The following is an 18,341-nucleotide window of genomic DNA, read 5'->3' as shown; positions in this document are numbered from 1 at the left end:
AAAAGAAAAAGAATGCAATTAATTGAATTATTAAAAAGAATTCCGGTTTTAGAAATTCATGGCGATGACAGCCGTGAGGTTTCAGAATTGGTTTTCGACAGCAGAAAGGTTACGGAAGGCTCCTTGTATATCGCAATGAAAGGAACGGTTGTGGATGGACATTCATTTATTGCATCTTCAGTGGAAAAAGGCACAGTAGCAATCGTCTGTGAAGAATTTCCGGAAAATTTAAATGATAACGTTACTTACATTAAAGTAAAAGATTCATCTAAAGCTTTAGGACAATTAGCCTCTAATTTCTACGGAAATCCTTCTGAAAAATTAAAACTGATCGGAGTTACAGGAACCAACGGAAAAACGTCTGTTTCCACTCTTCTTTTTGATGTATTTAAAAACTTGGGCTACGATTCTGCTTTACTTTCTACCGTTGAAATCAGAATCGGAGAAAAGGTAATTCCTGCAACACATACAACCCCGGACGTGATTACCATTAACAAAATTTTGGCGCAGGCTGTTGAAGAGGGCTGTGATTTCGCTTTCATGGAAGTGAGCTCGCACGGAATTGCTCAAAACAGAATTGAAGGGCTTCATTTTAAAATCGCAGGTTTTACCAACCTTACCCATGATCATTTAGATTATCATAAAACCTTCGATGAATATTTAAAAACGAAGAAAAGATTTTTTGATCAGCTGGAAGATACAGCCGTTGCCATCACCAACGTAGATGATAAAAACGGAAATGTCATGCTTCAAAACACAAAAGCTGCGAAAAGGTCTTATGCTTTGAAAACCATGGCAGATTTTCACGGAAGATTACTGGAAGTTGATTTCAACGGAATGCTTTTGAATTTCAACGGAAAAGAATTCTGGACAACATTGACCGGAAAATTCAATGTTTACAATCTTTTATTGGTGTTCGGAATTGCTTCTGAGCTTGGTTTTGAACAGGATGAAATTTTACAGGCCATCAGTCAGCTGAAAAGAGTTTCCGGAAGGTTTGAGACCTTCAAATCCGATGGCGGAATTTTCTTCATCGTAGATTATGCGCATACTCCTGATGCTTTGGAAAACATCTTGGACAGCATCAATGACATCAGAACAAAAAACGAAAGATTAATCACAGTTTTCGGATGCGGAGGTGACAGAGATCACTCAAAAAGACCTGAAATGGGAAATATTGCCACGAAAAAGTCTACACTGGCAATTATAACTTCGGACAACCCAAGAACGGAAGATCCGGCAGCGATTATAAAAGAAATTGAAGCAGGCGTTGAACCTCAGAACTTCAGCAAATACACTTCAATTCCGGATAGAAAAGAAGCCATAAAAATGGCGATAAAGTTTGCAGAACCTAAGGATATTGTTCTCGTAGCCGGCAAAGGACACGAAACCTATCAGGAGATTAATGGTGTGAAACATCATTTTGACGACAAAGAAACGATCAATGAGCTTTGGAAATTAATGAGTAAGTAAAAATAAATTAAAAATTTAGAAATTCAGAGATTAAGACATTACGAATTTCTAAATAGCTTAATTTCTTAATCTTTAAATTAAATAGGAAATGTTATACTATCTATACGAATATTTAACAAGCCACGGAATCCACATACCCGGATTGGGAATGTTGAAGTACATCTCTTTCCGAGCTGGGATCGCGGTGCTTTTCTCATTAACGATTGCTCTTATTTTTGGAAAAAGAATTATCAACTATCTGAGAGCCAAACAAATGGGAGAACTAGTCCGTGATCTGGGGTTAGACGGGCAAAAGCAAAAAGAAGGAACTCCTACCATGGGAGGTCTTATCATCATCATTGCTACTCTGATTCCTGTGCTCCTGTTTACGAGAATTACCAATGTGTATATTGTGCTTCTCATTGTTTCGGTTATCTGGATGGGAGCCATCGGTTTTCTGGATGATTATTTAAAGAAAATCAAAAAAAATAAAGACGGATTAAGTGGTAAATTCAAGATTGTAGGACAGGTCGGTTTAGGGTTAATTGTCGGAGTTACAATGTATTTTCACCCTGACATTACCGTTAAAAGAAAATATGCAGATGCAAAAGTGGTGAACAGAAATAATGTTGAGCAGAATTTTATGCCTACAGAAAAAATTACCGTTTCTACTGTCCCTTTTGCTAAAAATAACGAGTTTGACTACAGTGGAATCCTTTTCTGGATGAACGATAAAGATGCACATGAATGGGCTTGGATTGTTTTTATCCCGATTGTAATTTTCATTGTAACGGCTGTTTCAAACGGAGCGAATATCACAGACGGGATTGACGGGCTTGCGGCAGGGACAAGCACAGTCATCTTATTGACGCTTGGCTTGTTTGCCTACTTGTCCGGAAATATCATTTTCGCTGATTATCTGAACATTATGTTCCTTCCAAACATGGGTGAAACCACCATATTTGTGGTCGCAATGGTGGGTGCAGTGATCGGATTTTTCTGGTATAATACCTATCCGGCACAGGTTTTCATGGGAGATACAGGGAGTTTAATGCTGGGTGGTGTAATTGCTGTGTTGGCGATTATTTTAAGAAAAGAATTGCTGATCCCCGTTTTATGCGGAATATTTTTAATAGAAAACCTGTCTGTAGTGCTGCAGGTAATTGTATTTAAATATAGAAAAAGAAAATTCGGGCTGGAATATGCTCAAAACAATAGATTATTCAGAATGTCACCATTACACCATCATTATCAGAAGGGCGGTTTTCATGAAAGCAAAATCGTCAACAGAATGATAATCATAGGGGTTATGTTGGCAATTATATGTCTTATTACATTAAAAATGAGATAAAAAATAGGATTAAAAATTCAGAAATTTAGAGATTAATAAATTACGATCTCTACTGAATTTCTTAATCTCTAAATCTTTTAATTTTTATTAATATGAAAATAGTTGTTTTAGGAGGTGGTGAAAGTGGTTGCGGAGCTGCTTATTTGGCTAAAAAACAAGGTTTGGAAGTTTTTCTTTCAGACAAAGGAGCCATTAAGGATAACTATAAGCAGTTTCTTACAGATAATGAAATAGATTTTGAAGAAGGAAACCACGATGAAGAAAGAATCCTCAATGCAGAATGGATTGTGAAAAGTCCGGGAATCCCGAAGAAAGCAGATATTATTAATAAAATTCATGAGAAAGGAATCAGGCTTTCTTCTGAAATAGAATTTGCTTCAGAATTTACGAATGCAAAGATTATCGCAATCACAGGAAGCAACGGGAAAACAACTACAACTTCATTAATCTATTATATTTTAAAAAATGACGGATTAAATGTAGGTCTGGGAGGAAACATCGGTTACAGCTTTGCAAAGCAGGTTGCTGATGAAAACTATGAATATTATGTATTAGAGGTTAGCTCTTTCCAGTTAGATGATATTCAAAACTTTAGACCCTATATTTCTTTATTGTTGAATTTGTCTCAGGATCATCTGGATCAGTATAATTACAATTATGAAGAATATGCTCTGGCGAAATTCCGAATAGCTGAAAATCAGGAAAATGACAATTTCTTTATCTACAATAAAGATGATGAAATGAGTAAAAACATCCTTGAAAAGCTGGAAATCAAAGCGAAAATGATTCCTTTTTCAACAAAAGTAAAATTGTCCGAAGGAGGTTTTATTAATGAAGATAAAATTGAGGTAAAATTAAAAGATGATTTTTCCATGAAAATTGAAGAATTATCGCTCTTAGGAAACCACAATGTTGCCAATAGCCTTGCCGCATCAATTGCGGGTAAAATATTGGAAATCAACAATGAAAGCATTAGAAATTCACTAATGACTTTCCAGGCGGTGGAGCACCGACTGGAGTTTGTAACAGAAATTGACGGCGTAAAATACATCAATGACAGTAAAGCTACCAACGTAAACGCAACGTATTACGCTCTGGAAAGCATGAAAACACCAACAGTCTGGATTGTAGGCGGCCTGGATAAAGGAAATGACTACACTGAGATTGAGGATTTAGTTAAAAAGAAAGTAAAAGCAATTGTCTGCTTAGGAATTGATAACCATAAGATTATTGATTTCTTTAAAGATAAAAAGGAGTTTATTTATGATACCTCAAGCATGGAAGATGCAGTGAAGATTTCAAAATCACTCGCAAAGAATGGTGATACGGTTTTATTGTCGCCATGCTGTGCAAGCTTTGATTTATTCAAAAGCTATGAAGACAGGGGAAAACAGTTTAAGGAGCAGGTATTAAAATAATTGTAAAAAGTAGTAATGTATTAACGTATTAATGACCTTTTTATCATGAATACATTGTACATCAATACATGAATACAAAAGTATGAACGAACAAGACACAGACAGCAGATTTGAATTTCTGAAGGGCGATAAAGTACTTTGGATGGTCATTCTTGTGATCTCCATTTTCTCTATTTTCCCTGTATATTCTGCAAGTTCAAACCTGGAATATATTGTTAATAACGGGACCACAACGGGTCACGTAATGAAGCATATGTTCTTTGTACTGCTGGGTCTGGCAATTATGAGAATAGTGGGAACCGTAAAATATGAATATATCGGAAAGCTCAGCAGCATTTTGCTTGGCTTAATGGTTATTTTACTGGTTATCACCATGTTTACCGGCCAGACAATAGATGGTGCGAGTGCTTCCAGATGGTTGAAAATTCCGGGTACACCAATCTCTTTTCAGCCTTCCTCCTTTGCTTTTTTAATGCTGGTTATTTACCTGTGTCGTTATTTAACCAAGAAAATAACACGGGAAAGGCTTCCGATTGAGAACATTATGTACATTTTCGGGCCTATTTTACTTGTTTTTGTATTGGTGGCGAAGGATAATGGTTCTACGGCTTTAATGATCCTGATGGTTTCAGTTATTGTTTTGGTTATCGGGCAGTTACACTGGAAGTATATTGCGGGATTCATTTCTGCTTCATTTATTGCGATTGTTATGTTCTTACTGATCGCTTTAAATACCAATTTAATTGGCGGAAACCGTGTTCATACATGGATGAGCCGTATTGAAACATTTACGTCAAGCAAAGCAAAAACAGCCGATGTAGATGATGAAAGTGTAAAAGCCAAAAATTATCAGGTAATGCAGGCAAAAGCAGCCATTGTTCATGGTGGAATTACCGGAATGGGACCTGGAAAAAGTGCATTGAAACAAATGCTGCCACAATCTGCATCCGACTTTATTTTTGCCGTAATAGTTGAAGAATATGGCGTAATAGGCGCCGCTTTCCTGATAAGTTTATATTTAATAATGATTATTCGGATTGTAATGATAGCCAGTAAGATGCCTGCTTTTTTCGGCTCCCTGCTCGTTCTCAGTCTCGGTGTGATGATTTTTATACAACTCTCTGTAAATATTGCCGTTGCAGTAAATCTGATTCCGGTAACCGGACAGCCGCTGCCATTGATAAGCTATGGCGGAACATCAATGCTGGTAACATATTTGCAGTTGGGGATTATTTTAAATATAAGCTCAAGAATTCAGATTTACGATGAAGAAGGAATGGGAAAAAAACAAAGCGTAGCCGAAATTAACGATATCGCTTAAAACCATAACAAAATGGAAATAAAATTAATAAGATTCATTAACAACAAAAGTTTAGAAGACTTGTCGATATTTGATATCGACGAACAGATGATCAATTTTTTGAAATCTTATAATTTAGAATCTACAGAAATTATTGAGCTTAATGATTCTGTTTATAATGTTGGAGAAATCTCAATAAAACTAATTGAAGATAAAATTGAGGCTTGGGTATATGTCGATTTTATTGACTTACTTGAGAATTTACCGACAGCATAATATTTAATAAAATGAGCAAAAAACTAAAAATATTATTATCAGGCGGCGGTACAGGAGGTCATATCTTCCCGGCCATTGCTATTGCAGACGAAATCAAAAAAAGATTTCCTGATGCAGAGTTTTTGTTCATTGGGGCCAACGGCAAAATGGAAATGGAAAAAGTTCCGCAGGCCGGCTATAAGATTGAAGGGATCGACATTGCCGGAATCGACCGAGGAAATATGTTGTCAAATTTAGGTTTGCCTTTTAAAATCTTAAAAAGTTTATCTAAATCTAAAAAGATCATTAAAAATTTCGCTCCGGATTTTGCGGTTGGAACAGGTGGTTTTGCAAGCGGGCCGGCCTTGTACGAAGCCAGCAAGCTGGGAATTCCTATTTTTATTCAAGAGCAGAATGCACATGCAGGGGTAACGAATAAAATTTTAAGTAAAAAAGCAAAAGCCGTATTCACAGCCTATCCGAAAGTGGAAGGTTTTCCGGCTGAAAAAATAAAGTTTCTGGGTAACCCGATTCGTTCAAGTATCGTTTCAGGAATGCAGGAAACAGCTCAGGCAAAAGAAAAAATGGGTCTGGATAAAGATAAACTGACAATTTTATCTGTTGGTGGATCTTTAGGCTCAAGAACATTGAATAACGGCTGGAAAGAAAATATAGATAAGCTAAAAGAAAAAGGCTATCAATTGATCTGGCAAACCGGAAAACTGGATTATGAAGAAATTGTTGGAAGCCAAAATAGCGAAGCTAAAAAAACTTCCGACACCCAACTTCCATCATCCATTCAAATAAAAGAATTCATCAAAGACATGGAAACAGCTTATTCTGCGGCCGATGTCATTGTTTCAAGGGCGGGAGCCATTGCCATTTCAGAGCTGGCGGTAGCGCAGAAACCCGTTTTACTGGTGCCTTTCCCTTTTGCGGCGGAAGATCATCAAACAAAAAACGCCATGAATCTGGTGGAAAAAAACGCAGCCAGAATGGTAAAAGACTCTGAAATGCAGGAAAAATTCTGGAATACACTTTCAGAAATCTGCGAAAATGAAAGTGTGAGAAAAGAAATGTCTGAAAATCTTAAATATTTTGCCAAGCCAAATGCGGCAAAAGAGATTGTGGATGAGATTTTTAAAATAATAAAGTAGGATTAAAAAATTTAGAGATTAAGATATTTTCAAATCTCTAAATACCTTAATTACTTAATCTTTTAATTTTAAATATAAATGAACAATTTAGAAACATATCAAAATTTTTACTTCGTTGGAATCGGAGGTATCGGAATGAGTGCTTTGGCGCGTTATTTCCATGCTTCGGGCAAGAAAGTTTTGGGCTATGATAAAACCAACACAAAGTTGACAACGGCTTTAATGAACGAAGGAATTGATATTGTTTTTGAAGACGTTATTGACGGAAGAATTACTTCGCTTCAAAAGGAAGAGACTTTGGTAATCTATACTCCGGCGATTAAAAAACTGGGGATTTTAGATTATTTTAATGAAAATCAGTTTGAAGTATTAAAACGTGCAAAAGTTTTAGGTTTAATCACTGAAAATACAGACTGTATTGCAGTTGCGGGAACTCACGGAAAGACAACAACCTCTACATTAGTTGCTCATTTGTGTAAAGAAGCAGATTTGCCATTCTCATGTTTCTTAGGAGGAATCTCTGAGAATTTCAAATCGAATTTCCTTTACAACGGCTCGCAATATTCTGTTGTGGAAGCAGATGAGTATGACAGAAGTTTCCTGAACCTGTCTCCGGATTGGGCGGTTATCACTTCTACAGATGCAGATCATTTGGATATTTATGGGGATAAAAATACCATTGAAGAAGGTTTCAGACAATTTGCAGCATTAGTTCCGGAAGATAAACAGCTTTTTGTAAGAAAAGGAATTGAAATCGGAAGACCTCATCTTACGTATGCAGTAAACGAAGTGGCTGATTATTACTCAGATAACCTTCGAATGGAAAATGATAAAATCTACTTTGATTTTCATACTCCAACTGAAACAATAACAGATTTTATCTGGGAAATTCCGGGAATTCACAATGTGGAAAATGCTACGGTTGCACTGGCAATTTTAAGCAATCTTGGAGTGAGTTTCGAAACTCTGAAAAAAGCGATTGCCAACTTTAAAGGTATTAAAAGAAGATATACCAAACACAGATACGAAAACGGTAAAATTTACATCGATGATTATGCTCACCATCCCACAGAAATTAATGCGGTGATGAGCTCGATTCGAACATTTTACCCTGAAAAAAAACTATTGGTGGCATTCCAGCCTCATCTTTTCAGCAGAACAAGAGATTTTGCAGACGGATTTGCCGAAAGCCTTAGCCAGGCCGATGAATTGATTTTACTAGATATCTATCCTGCAAGAGAGCTTCAGGAAAATTTTGAAGGAATTACTTCAAGCTGGTTATTAGACAAAGTTGTATTAGATAAAAAGGAAGTCTCAACATTAGATGAAGCTTTCAATAAAATAAAAGAAAAAGATTTTGACATACTTCTTACAGTAGGAGCAGGAAATATTGATACGCTGTATGATCCTATTTGTGAGTGGATGAAAAATGACTTATAAATAAATTAACGCAACGAACGCAACGAAAATTTATAAATGCTGCATATTTTTCTGTTCGCAAAGGCGTTTCACTCAGCAAATGATAGCTGAAAATATCATTTCAGAGTAATTAAAAACACAATATGACAGAAAATGAAATATCAAATATAGTTGTTTTTGATGCAGGAATGAAAGTGCATCGTAAACTTGGGATAGGACTTTATGAAAATGTTTATGAGCAATGCCTGATTTACGAATTGAGAAATACCGGGCTAAGTATTGAGAGTCAAAAAGATATTAGCGTAAATTATGAGGGATTGATAATTGAAAAAGCATTCAGAGTAGATTTATTGATTGAAAATAAAGCTTTTGCGAGCATTGCGTTAAAAAGTTTAAAAACAAAATGAAAAATAAATACAGAATATTAAAAATTGCCATCACAGTAATCATTCTAGGATTTCTGTTGAGTTTCTCTTTGAAGAAATTCAGCGGTCAGAAGATTACGGACAATAAAATTTCTGTAAAAATGAATGAAAAAACTCCGGTGTATTTCATTGATGAGAAAGATATCCGTGAGATTGTAAAAAAAGAGAATCCTTCAGGTAAAGTAGGAGACCTTAATATCCCGGCACTGGAAAAGAAAATTAATAACCTTCCGGCAGTTGACAGTGCGAATGTTTATTTAAACCTAAATGGAAAACTCAACTTAGACATTAAGCAAAGAGTTCCGGTTTTCAGGTTAAATAAGGAAGGAAGAGATTTTTATGTAGATGAAAAAGGAGTAGAATTTCCAATTTCAAAAACATATTCACACCCCTGCATACTGGTGACAGGAAATGTGAAAAAAGAGGAATATGAAAAGCTGGCCGAGCTGGTGGAGAAAATTGATAAAGATGATTTCAGCAAAAAATATTTTATCGGGATTTCTAAAGACAATGGAGACTATAATCTTCTGACCAGCGAAGGAAATTATAAAGTTGAGCTTGGAGATCTGGATAATATTGATTTTAAAGTAAAAGGATTTAAAACTTTTGTGGAAAAATATCTTGTGTTTCAGGATCCACAGAAATACAGCATGGTTTCTGTAAAATATCAGAACCAGATTGTAACCACTTTAAACCCGTATTTTAAAGAAAATGACAGCATTTTAAAGGCCGGAAACAAAGAATTGGCGAAAGTCCCAGCTCCGGTATTTGTCAAAAAAACAGCCGCAGTCAAAACAAAAACGGCCGAGGCGAAAAAAGAAACTAAAACTAAAAAACCAGTCTCAACTTCAGTAAAACCGAAGGAAAGCAAACCAAAGGCAACAGCCAGAAAGGAAACTAAAAAAACAGAGAAGAAACCTACGGCATCAAAACCGAAGACAAAAGCAAAAGTTAAAATAGAATAAAAAATCAAATCGATATAATCAAATGGAAAATCAAGAGTATTCAGTAGGTCTGGACATCGGGACAACGAAGATTGTCGCGATTGTCGGAAGGAGGAATGCACACGGGAAAATAGAAGTTCTCGGTGTTGGGAAGGCTAAGAGTCTTGGTGTTCACAAAGGTATTGTGAATAATATATCGCAAACCATTAATTCAATCAAAGCTGCCGTGTCAGAAGCACAGTCCAGCGCTGGAGTTCCTATCCGTAAAGTAACGGTGGGGATTGCCGGGAAACACATCCGTTCCCTGCAGCACTCCGATTATATTATGCGTGAACATCCGGATAAATTCATTACAGATGATGACATTGAAGCATTGAAAGATCAGGTCAAGAAGCTGGTCATGCTTCCCGGTGAAGAAATTATCCATGTACTTCCACAAGAATATAAAGTGGATTCCGAAGGTGAAATTCAGGAGCCTGTAGGAATGCACGGAAAACGTTTAGAAGCTAACTTCCACGTGGTTGTAGGCCAGATGGGCAGCATCCGAAACATTGCAAGATGTGTTCGTGAAGCAGGTTTGGAAATGGAAGCGCTTACTTTAGAGCCATTAGCATCTTCAGAAGCTGTTCTTACGAAAGAAGAAAAAGAAGCCGGTGTAGCTATTGTAGACATCGGTGGGGGAACCACGGATATTGCTATTTTCAAAGACAATATTATCCGTCATACCTGTGTAATTCCTTATGGAGGCGGAATTATTACCGAAGATATTAAAGAAGGCTGTTCAATTATTGAAAAGCATGCCGAGCAATTAAAGGTTAAGTTCGGTTCTGCAGTTCCTGAATTGGAGAAAGACAGCACGTATGTTACCATTCCGGGGCTTCACGGCAGACCGGATAAAGAAATTTCATTAAAAACCCTGGCACAGATTATCAACGCCAGAGTAGAAGAAATTCTTGAAATGGTAAATACCGAATTAAAAGCTTACGGAGCCTTCGAGCAAAAGAAAAAACTGATTGCAGGAATTGTTTTAACGGGGGGTGGATCAAATCTGAAGCACCTTAGACAGCTTGCTAATTATACAACAGGTTTCGACAGCAGGATTGGCTTTGCAAATGAATATATTGCGAACGATAAAAATCAATATCTTAAAGGTCCGGAATTTGCGACTTCTATTGGATTATTAATGGAAAGTTTAAAAATCAGGGACAAAAAACAGAATGTTGAAATAGAAGAACCTGTTCAGGAACAAGCCCAGTCCCAGCCAAAAGCTGAAACGGCAGCAGCCCCGGTTGAGAATGTTCAGCAGGCAGAGACCGTTCAGCATCAGGAAACAGCAAGCGAACAGCAACAAAAAAGAGCGGCAAAACTCACTTTCGGGCAGTCGCTGATGGAAAAAGTAAAAAAATTCTTTGAAGAAGTAGAATAAAATATAAATGATAAAAGATCAGTGATAGTTGATGATTATTAAATCTATTACATGAAATAAAATCATTAATCACGCTTATCAATTATGAATTATTAAAAGAACTAATTATGGAAAATATAGGTACACAAGGATTTTCATTTGATTTGCCAAAAGGAAATTCATCGATCATCAAAGTAATCGGTGTAGGAGGCGGCGGAAACAATGCCCTGAAGCACATGTACGAAAAAGGGATTCACGGGGTAGACTTCGTGATTTGTAACACAGATGCTCAAACTTTAGATAATAACCCTGTTGCCAACAAGGTACAGCTAGGTACATCCATCACGGAAGGGCTGGGCGCAGGTGCAGACCCGGAAGTAGGAGAAAAATCCGCTATCGAAAGCATTGAAGACATTAAAGCAGCGATGGGGCAAAATACCAAAATGGTTTTCATCACTGCCGGAATGGGCGGTGGTACGGGAACAGGTGCCGCTCCGGTAATTGCTAAAGTAGCCAAAGACATGGGTATTCTTACGGTAGGTATCGTAACAGTTCCTTTCAGCTTTGAAGGTAAAAGAAGACTTGAGCAGGCAGAAAATGGACTTGACAAGCTAAGAAATAATGTTGACTCATTAATTGTCATCAATAATGATAAATTAAGACAGCAATTCGGGAACCTTGGGTTCAAGCAGGGGTTCTCTAAGGCCGATGAAGTTTTGACCAACGCTGCAAAAGGTATGGCGGAAGTTATTACAGGTTACTTTGATGTAAACATTGACTTTAGAGATGCTAAATCTGTACTTCAGAATTCCGGAACGGCATTGATGTCTACTGGCGTGGCTTCAGGTGAAAACAAAGCCGAAGAAGCGGTAAGGAAAGCCCTTGATTCCCCATTATTGAATGATAATAAGATTACAGGCGCTAAAAATGTACTGTTATTGATCAGAAGCGGTGTAGAAGAGGTTACGATGGACGAAATCGGTATCATTATGGATCATATCCAAAAAGAAGCGGGAAATACTGCGGATATCATTTTCGGGGTTGGAGCTGATGAAGAATTGGGCGACTCTGTGAGCGTTCTTGTAATTGCAACCGGATTTTCCAATGACAATAAAAAATTTTCGGGACCTACTGAAAAGATCAAAATAAGCTTAAATGACAGTTTCGACAGCCCAAAGGAATCACCCTTTAAAACAAGAGAAGAAAGAGAAATAACTTCCGATAATAATCATGATTTTGGAGGGAAAAACCTTTTCAGGCTGGATGATGAAGACAATGATGCTCCACAGTTCAGTTCTTCAGCTGTTGAAAAAAAAATGATTATTGAGGAGGAGGAAATAAAAACAGAAATAAAATTCTTTGATAAAGAGGAGGATACGCTGGACAATCCGGCTCAGAGCTGGAGAAACGAAGAGCAGGAAGAATCTTTCAACTTGTTTTCTTTAGACGAAGCAGAGGACCCGAATGATCTGGAAATTGAATCTTTTAAATTTGATTTTGAGACTAAAAAAGAGGAACCACAGTCCAATGCTGTTAAAAGTTCTTTTTCGGAAGAAAAACCTGTAGAATTCAGCTTTTTTGTAAATGAGCCCGTTAAAAGCGAGCCAAAAACTGATTTCGGACAGCCAAAAGCAGAGTTTACAACCTCTAATGGGGTGAACCAGCTTACGGAAGAACCTCTACAGAAAGTAGAGCACTTCTTTCAGCATTTAAAAGAAGAGCCTATAGTAGAACCTAAGCCGTCTGTTGAAGAAAAAACGGAAGCTCCGAAAACAGCTGAATCAGAATTTACGTTCGTGAATAAGACCGTGGATCAGGACAGAGTAATGGAACGCAGAAATAAGTTAAAAGAATTCAACTCCCGTTACCAAAACTTTGACAGCTCAAGTGAGTTCGAATCTGTGCCTGCATTCAAGAGAAAAAACATTTCTCTGGACGGATCTAATGCTTCAGACCAGAATATCAATACTTATCTGTCTGATAACGACGGAAACATGCAGATCAGAGAAAACAGATTTTTGAATAAGGATGTAGACTAAAATAAATGTATTAATGATTTTCATTGCTTACTTACATAGTTAATCTTTAATACATTAATACGTTTTACGTTAATACAAATTAAAATTATGAGTTTAGAAAATACAATAAACGAAGCCATAAAAACAGCGATGAGAGCTAAAGACAAAGTTGCTTTGGACTCTCTTCGGGCTGTAAAATCTCAGATATTACTGCTGAAAACAGAAGCTATTGGTGCAGAAGTATCAGCAGAGCAGGAAATTGCTATTCTTCAGAGAATGGTAAAACAACGTAAGGATTCTTATGATCAGTTTACTGCGCAGGGAAGAAATGACCTTGCGGAAGTGGAAGAGGCGCAGATGAAAATCATAGAGCAATTCTTACCAAAACAGCTTTCCGCAGAAGAGCTGGAAGCAGAAATGAAAAACATTATCGCTGAAACCGGCGCCGAATCCATGAAAGATTTAGGGAAAGTAATGGGAGTAGCATCAAAAACATTAGCCGGGAAATCTGACGGAAAAAGTATCTCCGAGATGGCTAAAAAGCTACTTTCTTAGTTGCTTGTTGATAATTTCCAGTTAATAGCCACATCAACAACTAGCAACCGGGAACCAATCACCGTCAACTATTTTACAAGGATATTCAACCTTTGCATATCGATTTGATTAAAGAAGCCCGAGACGTAACGTTTCGGGCTTCATTTATTTTCCTGATAATGTGCTCAATTTAAAATTATTTATTCAATAAATTAAACTGATTATTAACATTGAGGGAAGTGTGTAAATGTTTTTTCATGGTCATTGTTTTTCAGAATCATTTCAAATTTAATAAAAATTATCAAATATTGATTAATTTAATTTGTTAAAATCAAAATATTTTTAAATAATCGACATACGATCTTTATCAATTTCAAAAAGCACTGATAGTTTTTATATATTGAAGAAAAGTAAAGAATTGTTTAACTTTGCAACAGACTTAAAAACAAAAATATGTATCCACAAGATTTAGTAATGCCTATGAAGGCTGAACTTACAGATAAAGGTTTCGAAGATCTGACAACTCCAAGTCAGGTAGAAGAAGCATTAAAACAATCAGGAACTACTCTATTGGTAATCAATTCCGTGTGCGGATGTGCGGCTGGAGCGGCAAGACCGGGTGTTGTATATTCTTTGACAGGAGATAAAAAACCTGATCATCTTACAACTGTTTTCGCAGGTTTTGATACTGAAGCCGTAGTAGAGGCAAGAAAGCATTTAGCTCCATTCCCTCCCAGCTCACCTTGTGTGGCTCTTTTCAAGGATGGAGAACTGGTACATATACTGGAAAGACACCACATTGAAGGAAACCCTGCAGGGGCAATCGCTGCAAACCTTCAGGCTGCTTACGATGAGTATTGCTAAGAAACAATCAATTTTAAATAGAAAACCGTTACATTTTGTAGCGGTTTTTTTTGTTTTTGATCACCATTGCATTTATTATTATTTTGGAGCTATTTCCGGCTTTTCGCACTCGCTCATTCTTGGTTTCGGCGGCTTCGCCGCCGAAACCAAGAATGAGCTCAAACAAATGCTTCAATCCGGGCTAGGGTTGCAGACATTTCCTTTAACTTTTGAAAAAAGCTTGCTTTTATACTCAGCCTATTAGATTTGTACCGGATGGCAAGCCTATTTAAATATTCCAAAAACAAATTAATTCAGATTTTAAGAAAAAAGTGATAAAGAGTTTTAATTTTTATTTAACACAACAAAAAATTCTCTGAAAATCCAATTATTATTATATTTGTTGTAATGGCAACGAAGGCACTTTTCAATACTGTGGTCAATTGGTTTATCCGCCAAAGGATAGACCAGATTCAGAATTTTATGGATCATCCTATTGAAACACAGAAAGGTATATTATTTTCCCAGCTGTTTCACGCCGAAGACACGGAATACGGCAAGAAATATGGTTTTAATTCCATTTCAAGTTATCAGGACTTTAAGAACAAAGTTCCGGTAGTTACCTATGAAGAAATGGAGCCTTATATCGAAAGAGCGAGACAGGGGCACAAAGATGTAAGCTGGCCGGGCTATATCAAGCATTTTGCGAAATCATCGGGAACCACCAATGCCAAGAGCAAATTTATTCCCATTTCTACGGAAAGCCTGGAATATTGCCACATGAAAGCAGGGAAGGATATGGTTTCTATCTATGCCAATAACCATCCGGACAATCAGCTTTTTACTAATAAAAACCTGCGTTTGGGGGGCAGCTCCGAACTTTATGCTGATTTTAACACGAAATTTGGAGATTTATCCGCTATTTTAATTGATAATCTTCCTTTTTGGGTGGAAATTACCACTACTCCAAGCAAAAAAGTCTCTTTAATGGGCGAATGGGAAAGCAAGCTGAAAGCCATTACATCCGAAGTAAAGAATGAAGATGTAGGAAGTATTTTAGGCGTTCCAAGTTGGATGATGGTTCTTTTACAGAGGGTTTTAAAGGAAACTGATGTTAAAAATATATCAGAATTGTGGCCCAACCTGGAAGTGTTCTTTCATGGTGGTATTAGTTTTAAACCATACAGGGAGCAGTATAAAAGTATCATTGGTAAAAACATCAATTATTACGAAATTTATAACGCTTCAGAAGGCTTTTTTGGAATCCAGGACAGGTCAGACAGTGATGAAATGCTGCTGATGCTGGATTATGGAATCTTTTATGAATTTATTCCGATGGATCAGTTCCATTTTTCCAATCCGAAGGTGGTAAGCCTTGAGGATGTTGAGATCGGAAAGAATTACGCAATGGTTATAACTACCAATGGCGGTCTATGGAGATATTTAATTGGAGATACGGTTATTTTTACATCCGTTAATCCTTTCAGAATAAAAATTACGGGGAGAACGAAACATTATATCAATGCTTTTGGAGAAGAGCTGATGATTACTAATGTAGAATCTGCCCTTTCAAAAGCTTGTGAAGAAACCGGGGCCTGCGTGACGGATTTCACCGGAGCCCCCGTTTTCATGAAGCAGAATGAAAGCGGTGCCCATGAGTGGATTTTTGAATTCAGCAGAAAACCAGATGATCTGGATCGTTTTGTGAATGCATTTGACCAGCATTTGAAGGCTGTAAATTCAGATTATGAAGCAAAACGCTACAATAATATTACACTGAAAAAGCCAATTGTACATATTGCAAAGGAAAAGCTCTTTTATCAGTGGCTGGAATCCAAAGGTAAGCTTGGCGGGCAAAATAAAGTCCCAAGATTGAGCAACGACAGAGAATATATTGATCCTTTATTAGAACTAAATAAATAAACCGCAGAATAACTGCGGTTTTCTTTTTATTTGCTTAAATCTTCCTTTAATTTTTTAGCGGCTTCTTCCACTTTAGAAGCTCCTTTTTTGGCGGCTTCTTTTGCATCCTGCCCTACATCCTGAGCACCCTGCTTGATATCTTTACCTACTTTATTGGCTTCGGTTTTAATGTCCTGCCCTGCTTTATGAAGATCTGTTTTTGTTTTGTCGGCTGTTTCATCGATCTGATCTTTCGCTTTTTGAGCTGCAATATCTATTTTGTTTCCTGCTTCGTCAATTTTTGTCTGGGCATTTTCTTTTGCCTGATTAATTTTTGAAGTATCTACAACCGCCAGTCCGTTTTCGGAAACAGTGGTGGTAGTGGTGGTAACAGAACCGTCAGGATTCTCAACCTTTTCGGTTTTTGTAGTTGATTTTGTGCATGATACAACCAAAGTCGCGATCATGAATGCTGATAAAATGTTTTTTTTCATACTTGTTGATCTATTATTTTTTTAAAAACGTAATTAAGCTTTAAATAGTATTTTTGATTAATCTGCAACAGGAGCCGGCGGCTCAGGAGTCTGCTTTTTATTATCCTCTTTTCCTTTTTTCTCTTCCTCAGCCTTCTTTTTGTTTTCTTTTTCAAGCTCTTCCTTCAGTTTCTTTTCTTCTTCCTGCAGCCTTAAAGCCTCTTTTACAGAATCCTGATATTTCTGGGAAGACATCCTGATCTGGCGGACAACATCTATAGAAGTTGCTCCTGCGGAAAATGAATCTACCGCTGCAGTATCATAACTGGCTTTTGCACTGTCTGAAGGATAAAAATCAGCAGGCTCCTTTTTGGAGCAGGAAAGTATAAAAACTGATATAATAAAAGCCGTAAAAAATAAATTTTTCATGGAACTAATTTAGCAGAAATTCTGCAATTACAGGATAGTGATCTGATAATTGTACAGACTGATCTACTTTATAGCTTAGCGGAATGATAGATTTTGAACTAAAAATATAATCTATCCTTAAAGGAACCTTATAGTCATGAAAGCTTGAAGAGCTCCCGTTTCCTGTCGTAAGAAATGCATCCTGAAGATCTTTTCCAAGATTATAATATTCATAAGAATTCGGAACAGAATTAAAATCACCTGCCAGAATCACCGGATATGGTGAAAGATCTACGGCTTTTCTTATTTTTTTTATTTGATCTTCATGTGCTTTGAATGTGGGAATCATGTGCGCAAGCAGCGTATTGATTTTGCCGCCCTGCTTGCTCAGCCCGTCATATTTAAGCATTGATTTGTGAAGCCTGAAAGGTTCCAGATAAACGTTGATAATTCTAACGATTTTTCCATTGATGTCTACATCAGCGTAGAAAGAATTTCCTCTGGATTTATCTGTGATAAGCTCTTCCTGCCTCACTATTTTATGCTTTGTTTTTAAGATTACGGAAGGGTATTTTACCATATCATGGGTCAGGGCACGGTTGGTATCTTTTTCCTGAACAAGAATAATATCTGCATCCTGATCACGGATATATTTTTTTACTTTTCCCCACCCGAAATCGCCATATTTTACGTTAAATGTGATGACTTTAATATCTCTTACTGATTTTAAATTTTCAGTTTTGGGTGAGAAATTGACCCACCTTCTGATCGGGTTATAAAACAACAAAATTCCTAACGCAAAAGCAATGGCAATCTTTTGTCTTTTTGCAATCCAAACCAGCGTTAAAAGGATATAAACTGATATTAAATAAGGAAAACCCAGTGAAAGTAAGTTAAGTTTACCCGCAATATTAGGCGGAATCCATGCGTTTCCTAAGGTACACAGGAGTAAAACAGCTACAGTAATATGGATAAATAACAATATCTGACGAGACTTCATGAAAACGGTATAAAAACACCTATATTTTCATCAAAAA

General features: G+C 36.9%; 17 protein-coding genes. 14 read left to right on the top strand and 3 right to left on the bottom strand.

Annotation, left to right across the window (positions count from 1 at the left end; all coding sequences use genetic code 11):
• Nucleotides 1-12 precede the first annotated feature (12 nt).
• The 14 genes from H560_RS0103245 to H560_RS0103175 all read left to right on the top strand — a co-directional run bounded on the left by H560_RS0103245 (nt 13) and on the right by H560_RS0103175 (nt 16,444).
• On the top strand, nt 13-1,473 hold the full coding sequence (locus H560_RS0103245; RefSeq protein WP_027378709.1) for a UDP-N-acetylmuramoyl-L-alanyl-D-glutamate--2,6-diaminopimelate ligase: 1,461 nt from the start codon (nt 13-15) through the stop codon (nt 1,471-1,473).
• An 88-nt stretch (nt 1,474-1,561) separates the two neighbouring features.
• Nucleotides 1,562-2,803, top strand: coding sequence for a phospho-N-acetylmuramoyl-pentapeptide-transferase (gene mraY / locus H560_RS0103240; RefSeq protein WP_027378708.1), 1,242 nt, complete (start codon nt 1,562-1,564; stop codon nt 2,801-2,803).
• 92 nt (nt 2,804-2,895) lie between these two features.
• Complete coding sequence (gene murD, locus H560_RS0103235; RefSeq protein WP_027378707.1) at nt 2,896-4,221, top strand: UDP-N-acetylmuramoyl-L-alanine--D-glutamate ligase; 1,326 nt, start codon at nt 2,896-2,898, stop codon at nt 4,219-4,221.
• Between the two features lie 82 nt (nt 4,222-4,303).
• The gene (locus H560_RS0103230; RefSeq protein ID WP_027378706.1) at nt 4,304-5,542 is read left to right on the top strand and encodes an FtsW/RodA/SpoVE family cell cycle protein; all 1,239 of its coding nucleotides are present in this window, start codon (nt 4,304-4,306) and stop codon (nt 5,540-5,542) included.
• Nucleotides 5,543-5,554: 12 nt separating this feature from the next.
• The gene (locus tag H560_RS21020; protein WP_034752152.1) at nt 5,555-5,797 is read left to right on the top strand and encodes a hypothetical protein; all 243 of its coding nucleotides are present in this window, start codon (nt 5,555-5,557) and stop codon (nt 5,795-5,797) included.
• A gap of 11 nt (nt 5,798-5,808) precedes the next feature.
• On the top strand, nt 5,809-6,933 hold the full coding sequence (gene murG / locus H560_RS0103220) for an undecaprenyldiphospho-muramoylpentapeptide beta-N-acetylglucosaminyltransferase (protein WP_027378705.1): 1,125 nt from the start codon (nt 5,809-5,811) through the stop codon (nt 6,931-6,933).
• Nucleotides 6,934-7,011: 78 nt separating this feature from the next.
• Nucleotides 7,012-8,373, top strand: coding sequence for a UDP-N-acetylmuramate--L-alanine ligase (gene murC / locus H560_RS0103215; protein ID WP_027378704.1), 1,362 nt, complete (start codon nt 7,012-7,014; stop codon nt 8,371-8,373).
• A 122-nt stretch (nt 8,374-8,495) separates the two neighbouring features.
• The gene (locus H560_RS21015; protein WP_081413917.1) at nt 8,496-8,759 is read left to right on the top strand and encodes a GxxExxY protein; all 264 of its coding nucleotides are present in this window, start codon (nt 8,496-8,498) and stop codon (nt 8,757-8,759) included.
• Nucleotides 8,756-9,742 carry a cell division protein FtsQ/DivIB gene (locus H560_RS0103205; protein WP_027378703.1) on the top strand — a complete coding sequence of 329 codons (987 nt, stop codon included), beginning with the start codon at nt 8,756-8,758 and terminating at the stop codon, nt 9,740-9,742. The genes H560_RS21015 and H560_RS0103205 overlap by 4 nt, the downstream gene beginning before the upstream one ends.
• Before the next feature lie 22 nt (nt 9,743-9,764).
• Entirely contained in the window at nt 9,765-11,147 is a 1,383-nt protein-coding gene (ftsA, locus tag H560_RS0103200) for a cell division protein FtsA (RefSeq protein ID WP_027378702.1), read from the top strand.
• A 107-nt stretch (nt 11,148-11,254) separates the two neighbouring features.
• A complete protein-coding gene (ftsZ, locus tag H560_RS0103195) occupies nt 11,255-13,165 on the top strand; it encodes a cell division protein FtsZ (RefSeq protein ID WP_027378701.1) in 1,911 nt (636 codons plus the stop codon).
• A gap of 87 nt (nt 13,166-13,252) precedes the next feature.
• Nucleotides 13,253-13,699: a GatB/YqeY domain-containing protein gene (locus H560_RS0103190; RefSeq protein WP_027378700.1), complete on the top strand. Its 447-nt coding sequence runs from the start codon at nt 13,253-13,255 to the stop codon at nt 13,697-13,699.
• A 432-nt stretch (nt 13,700-14,131) separates the two neighbouring features.
• A complete protein-coding gene (locus H560_RS0103185) occupies nt 14,132-14,542 on the top strand; it encodes a BrxA/BrxB family bacilliredoxin (protein WP_027378699.1) in 411 nt (136 codons plus the stop codon).
• Between the two features lie 387 nt (nt 14,543-14,929).
• Entirely contained in the window at nt 14,930-16,444 is a 1,515-nt protein-coding gene (locus tag H560_RS0103175) for a GH3 auxin-responsive promoter family protein (RefSeq protein WP_027378697.1), read from the top strand.
• A gap of 26 nt (nt 16,445-16,470) precedes the next feature.
• Here the strand turns inward: H560_RS0103175 and H560_RS0103170 are convergent, their stop codons facing one another.
• Genes H560_RS0103170 through H560_RS0103160 form a run of 3 tightly spaced genes read right to left on the bottom strand, consistent with a single transcriptional unit; the run spans nt 16,471 to nt 18,304 of the window.
• Entirely contained in the window at nt 16,471-16,917 is a 447-nt protein-coding gene (locus H560_RS0103170; protein WP_027378696.1) for a hypothetical protein, read from the bottom strand.
• 57 nt (nt 16,918-16,974) lie between these two features.
• A complete protein-coding gene (locus tag H560_RS0103165; RefSeq protein ID WP_027378695.1) occupies nt 16,975-17,325 on the bottom strand; it encodes a hypothetical protein in 351 nt (116 codons plus the stop codon).
• A gap of 4 nt (nt 17,326-17,329) precedes the next feature.
• Nucleotides 17,330-18,304 carry an endonuclease/exonuclease/phosphatase family protein gene (locus tag H560_RS0103160; RefSeq protein ID WP_027378694.1) on the bottom strand — a complete coding sequence of 325 codons (975 nt, stop codon included), beginning with the start codon at nt 18,302-18,304 and terminating at the stop codon, nt 17,330-17,332.
• Nucleotides 18,305-18,341: the final 37 nt, after the last annotated feature.

The sequence above is a fragment of the Chryseobacterium daeguense DSM 19388 genome (assembly GCF_000430825.1).
In the GTDB taxonomy this organism is placed as follows: domain Bacteria; phylum Bacteroidota; class Bacteroidia; order Flavobacteriales; family Weeksellaceae; genus Chryseobacterium; species Chryseobacterium daeguense.
This window is presented reverse-complemented; position numbering and strand designations above follow the sequence as displayed.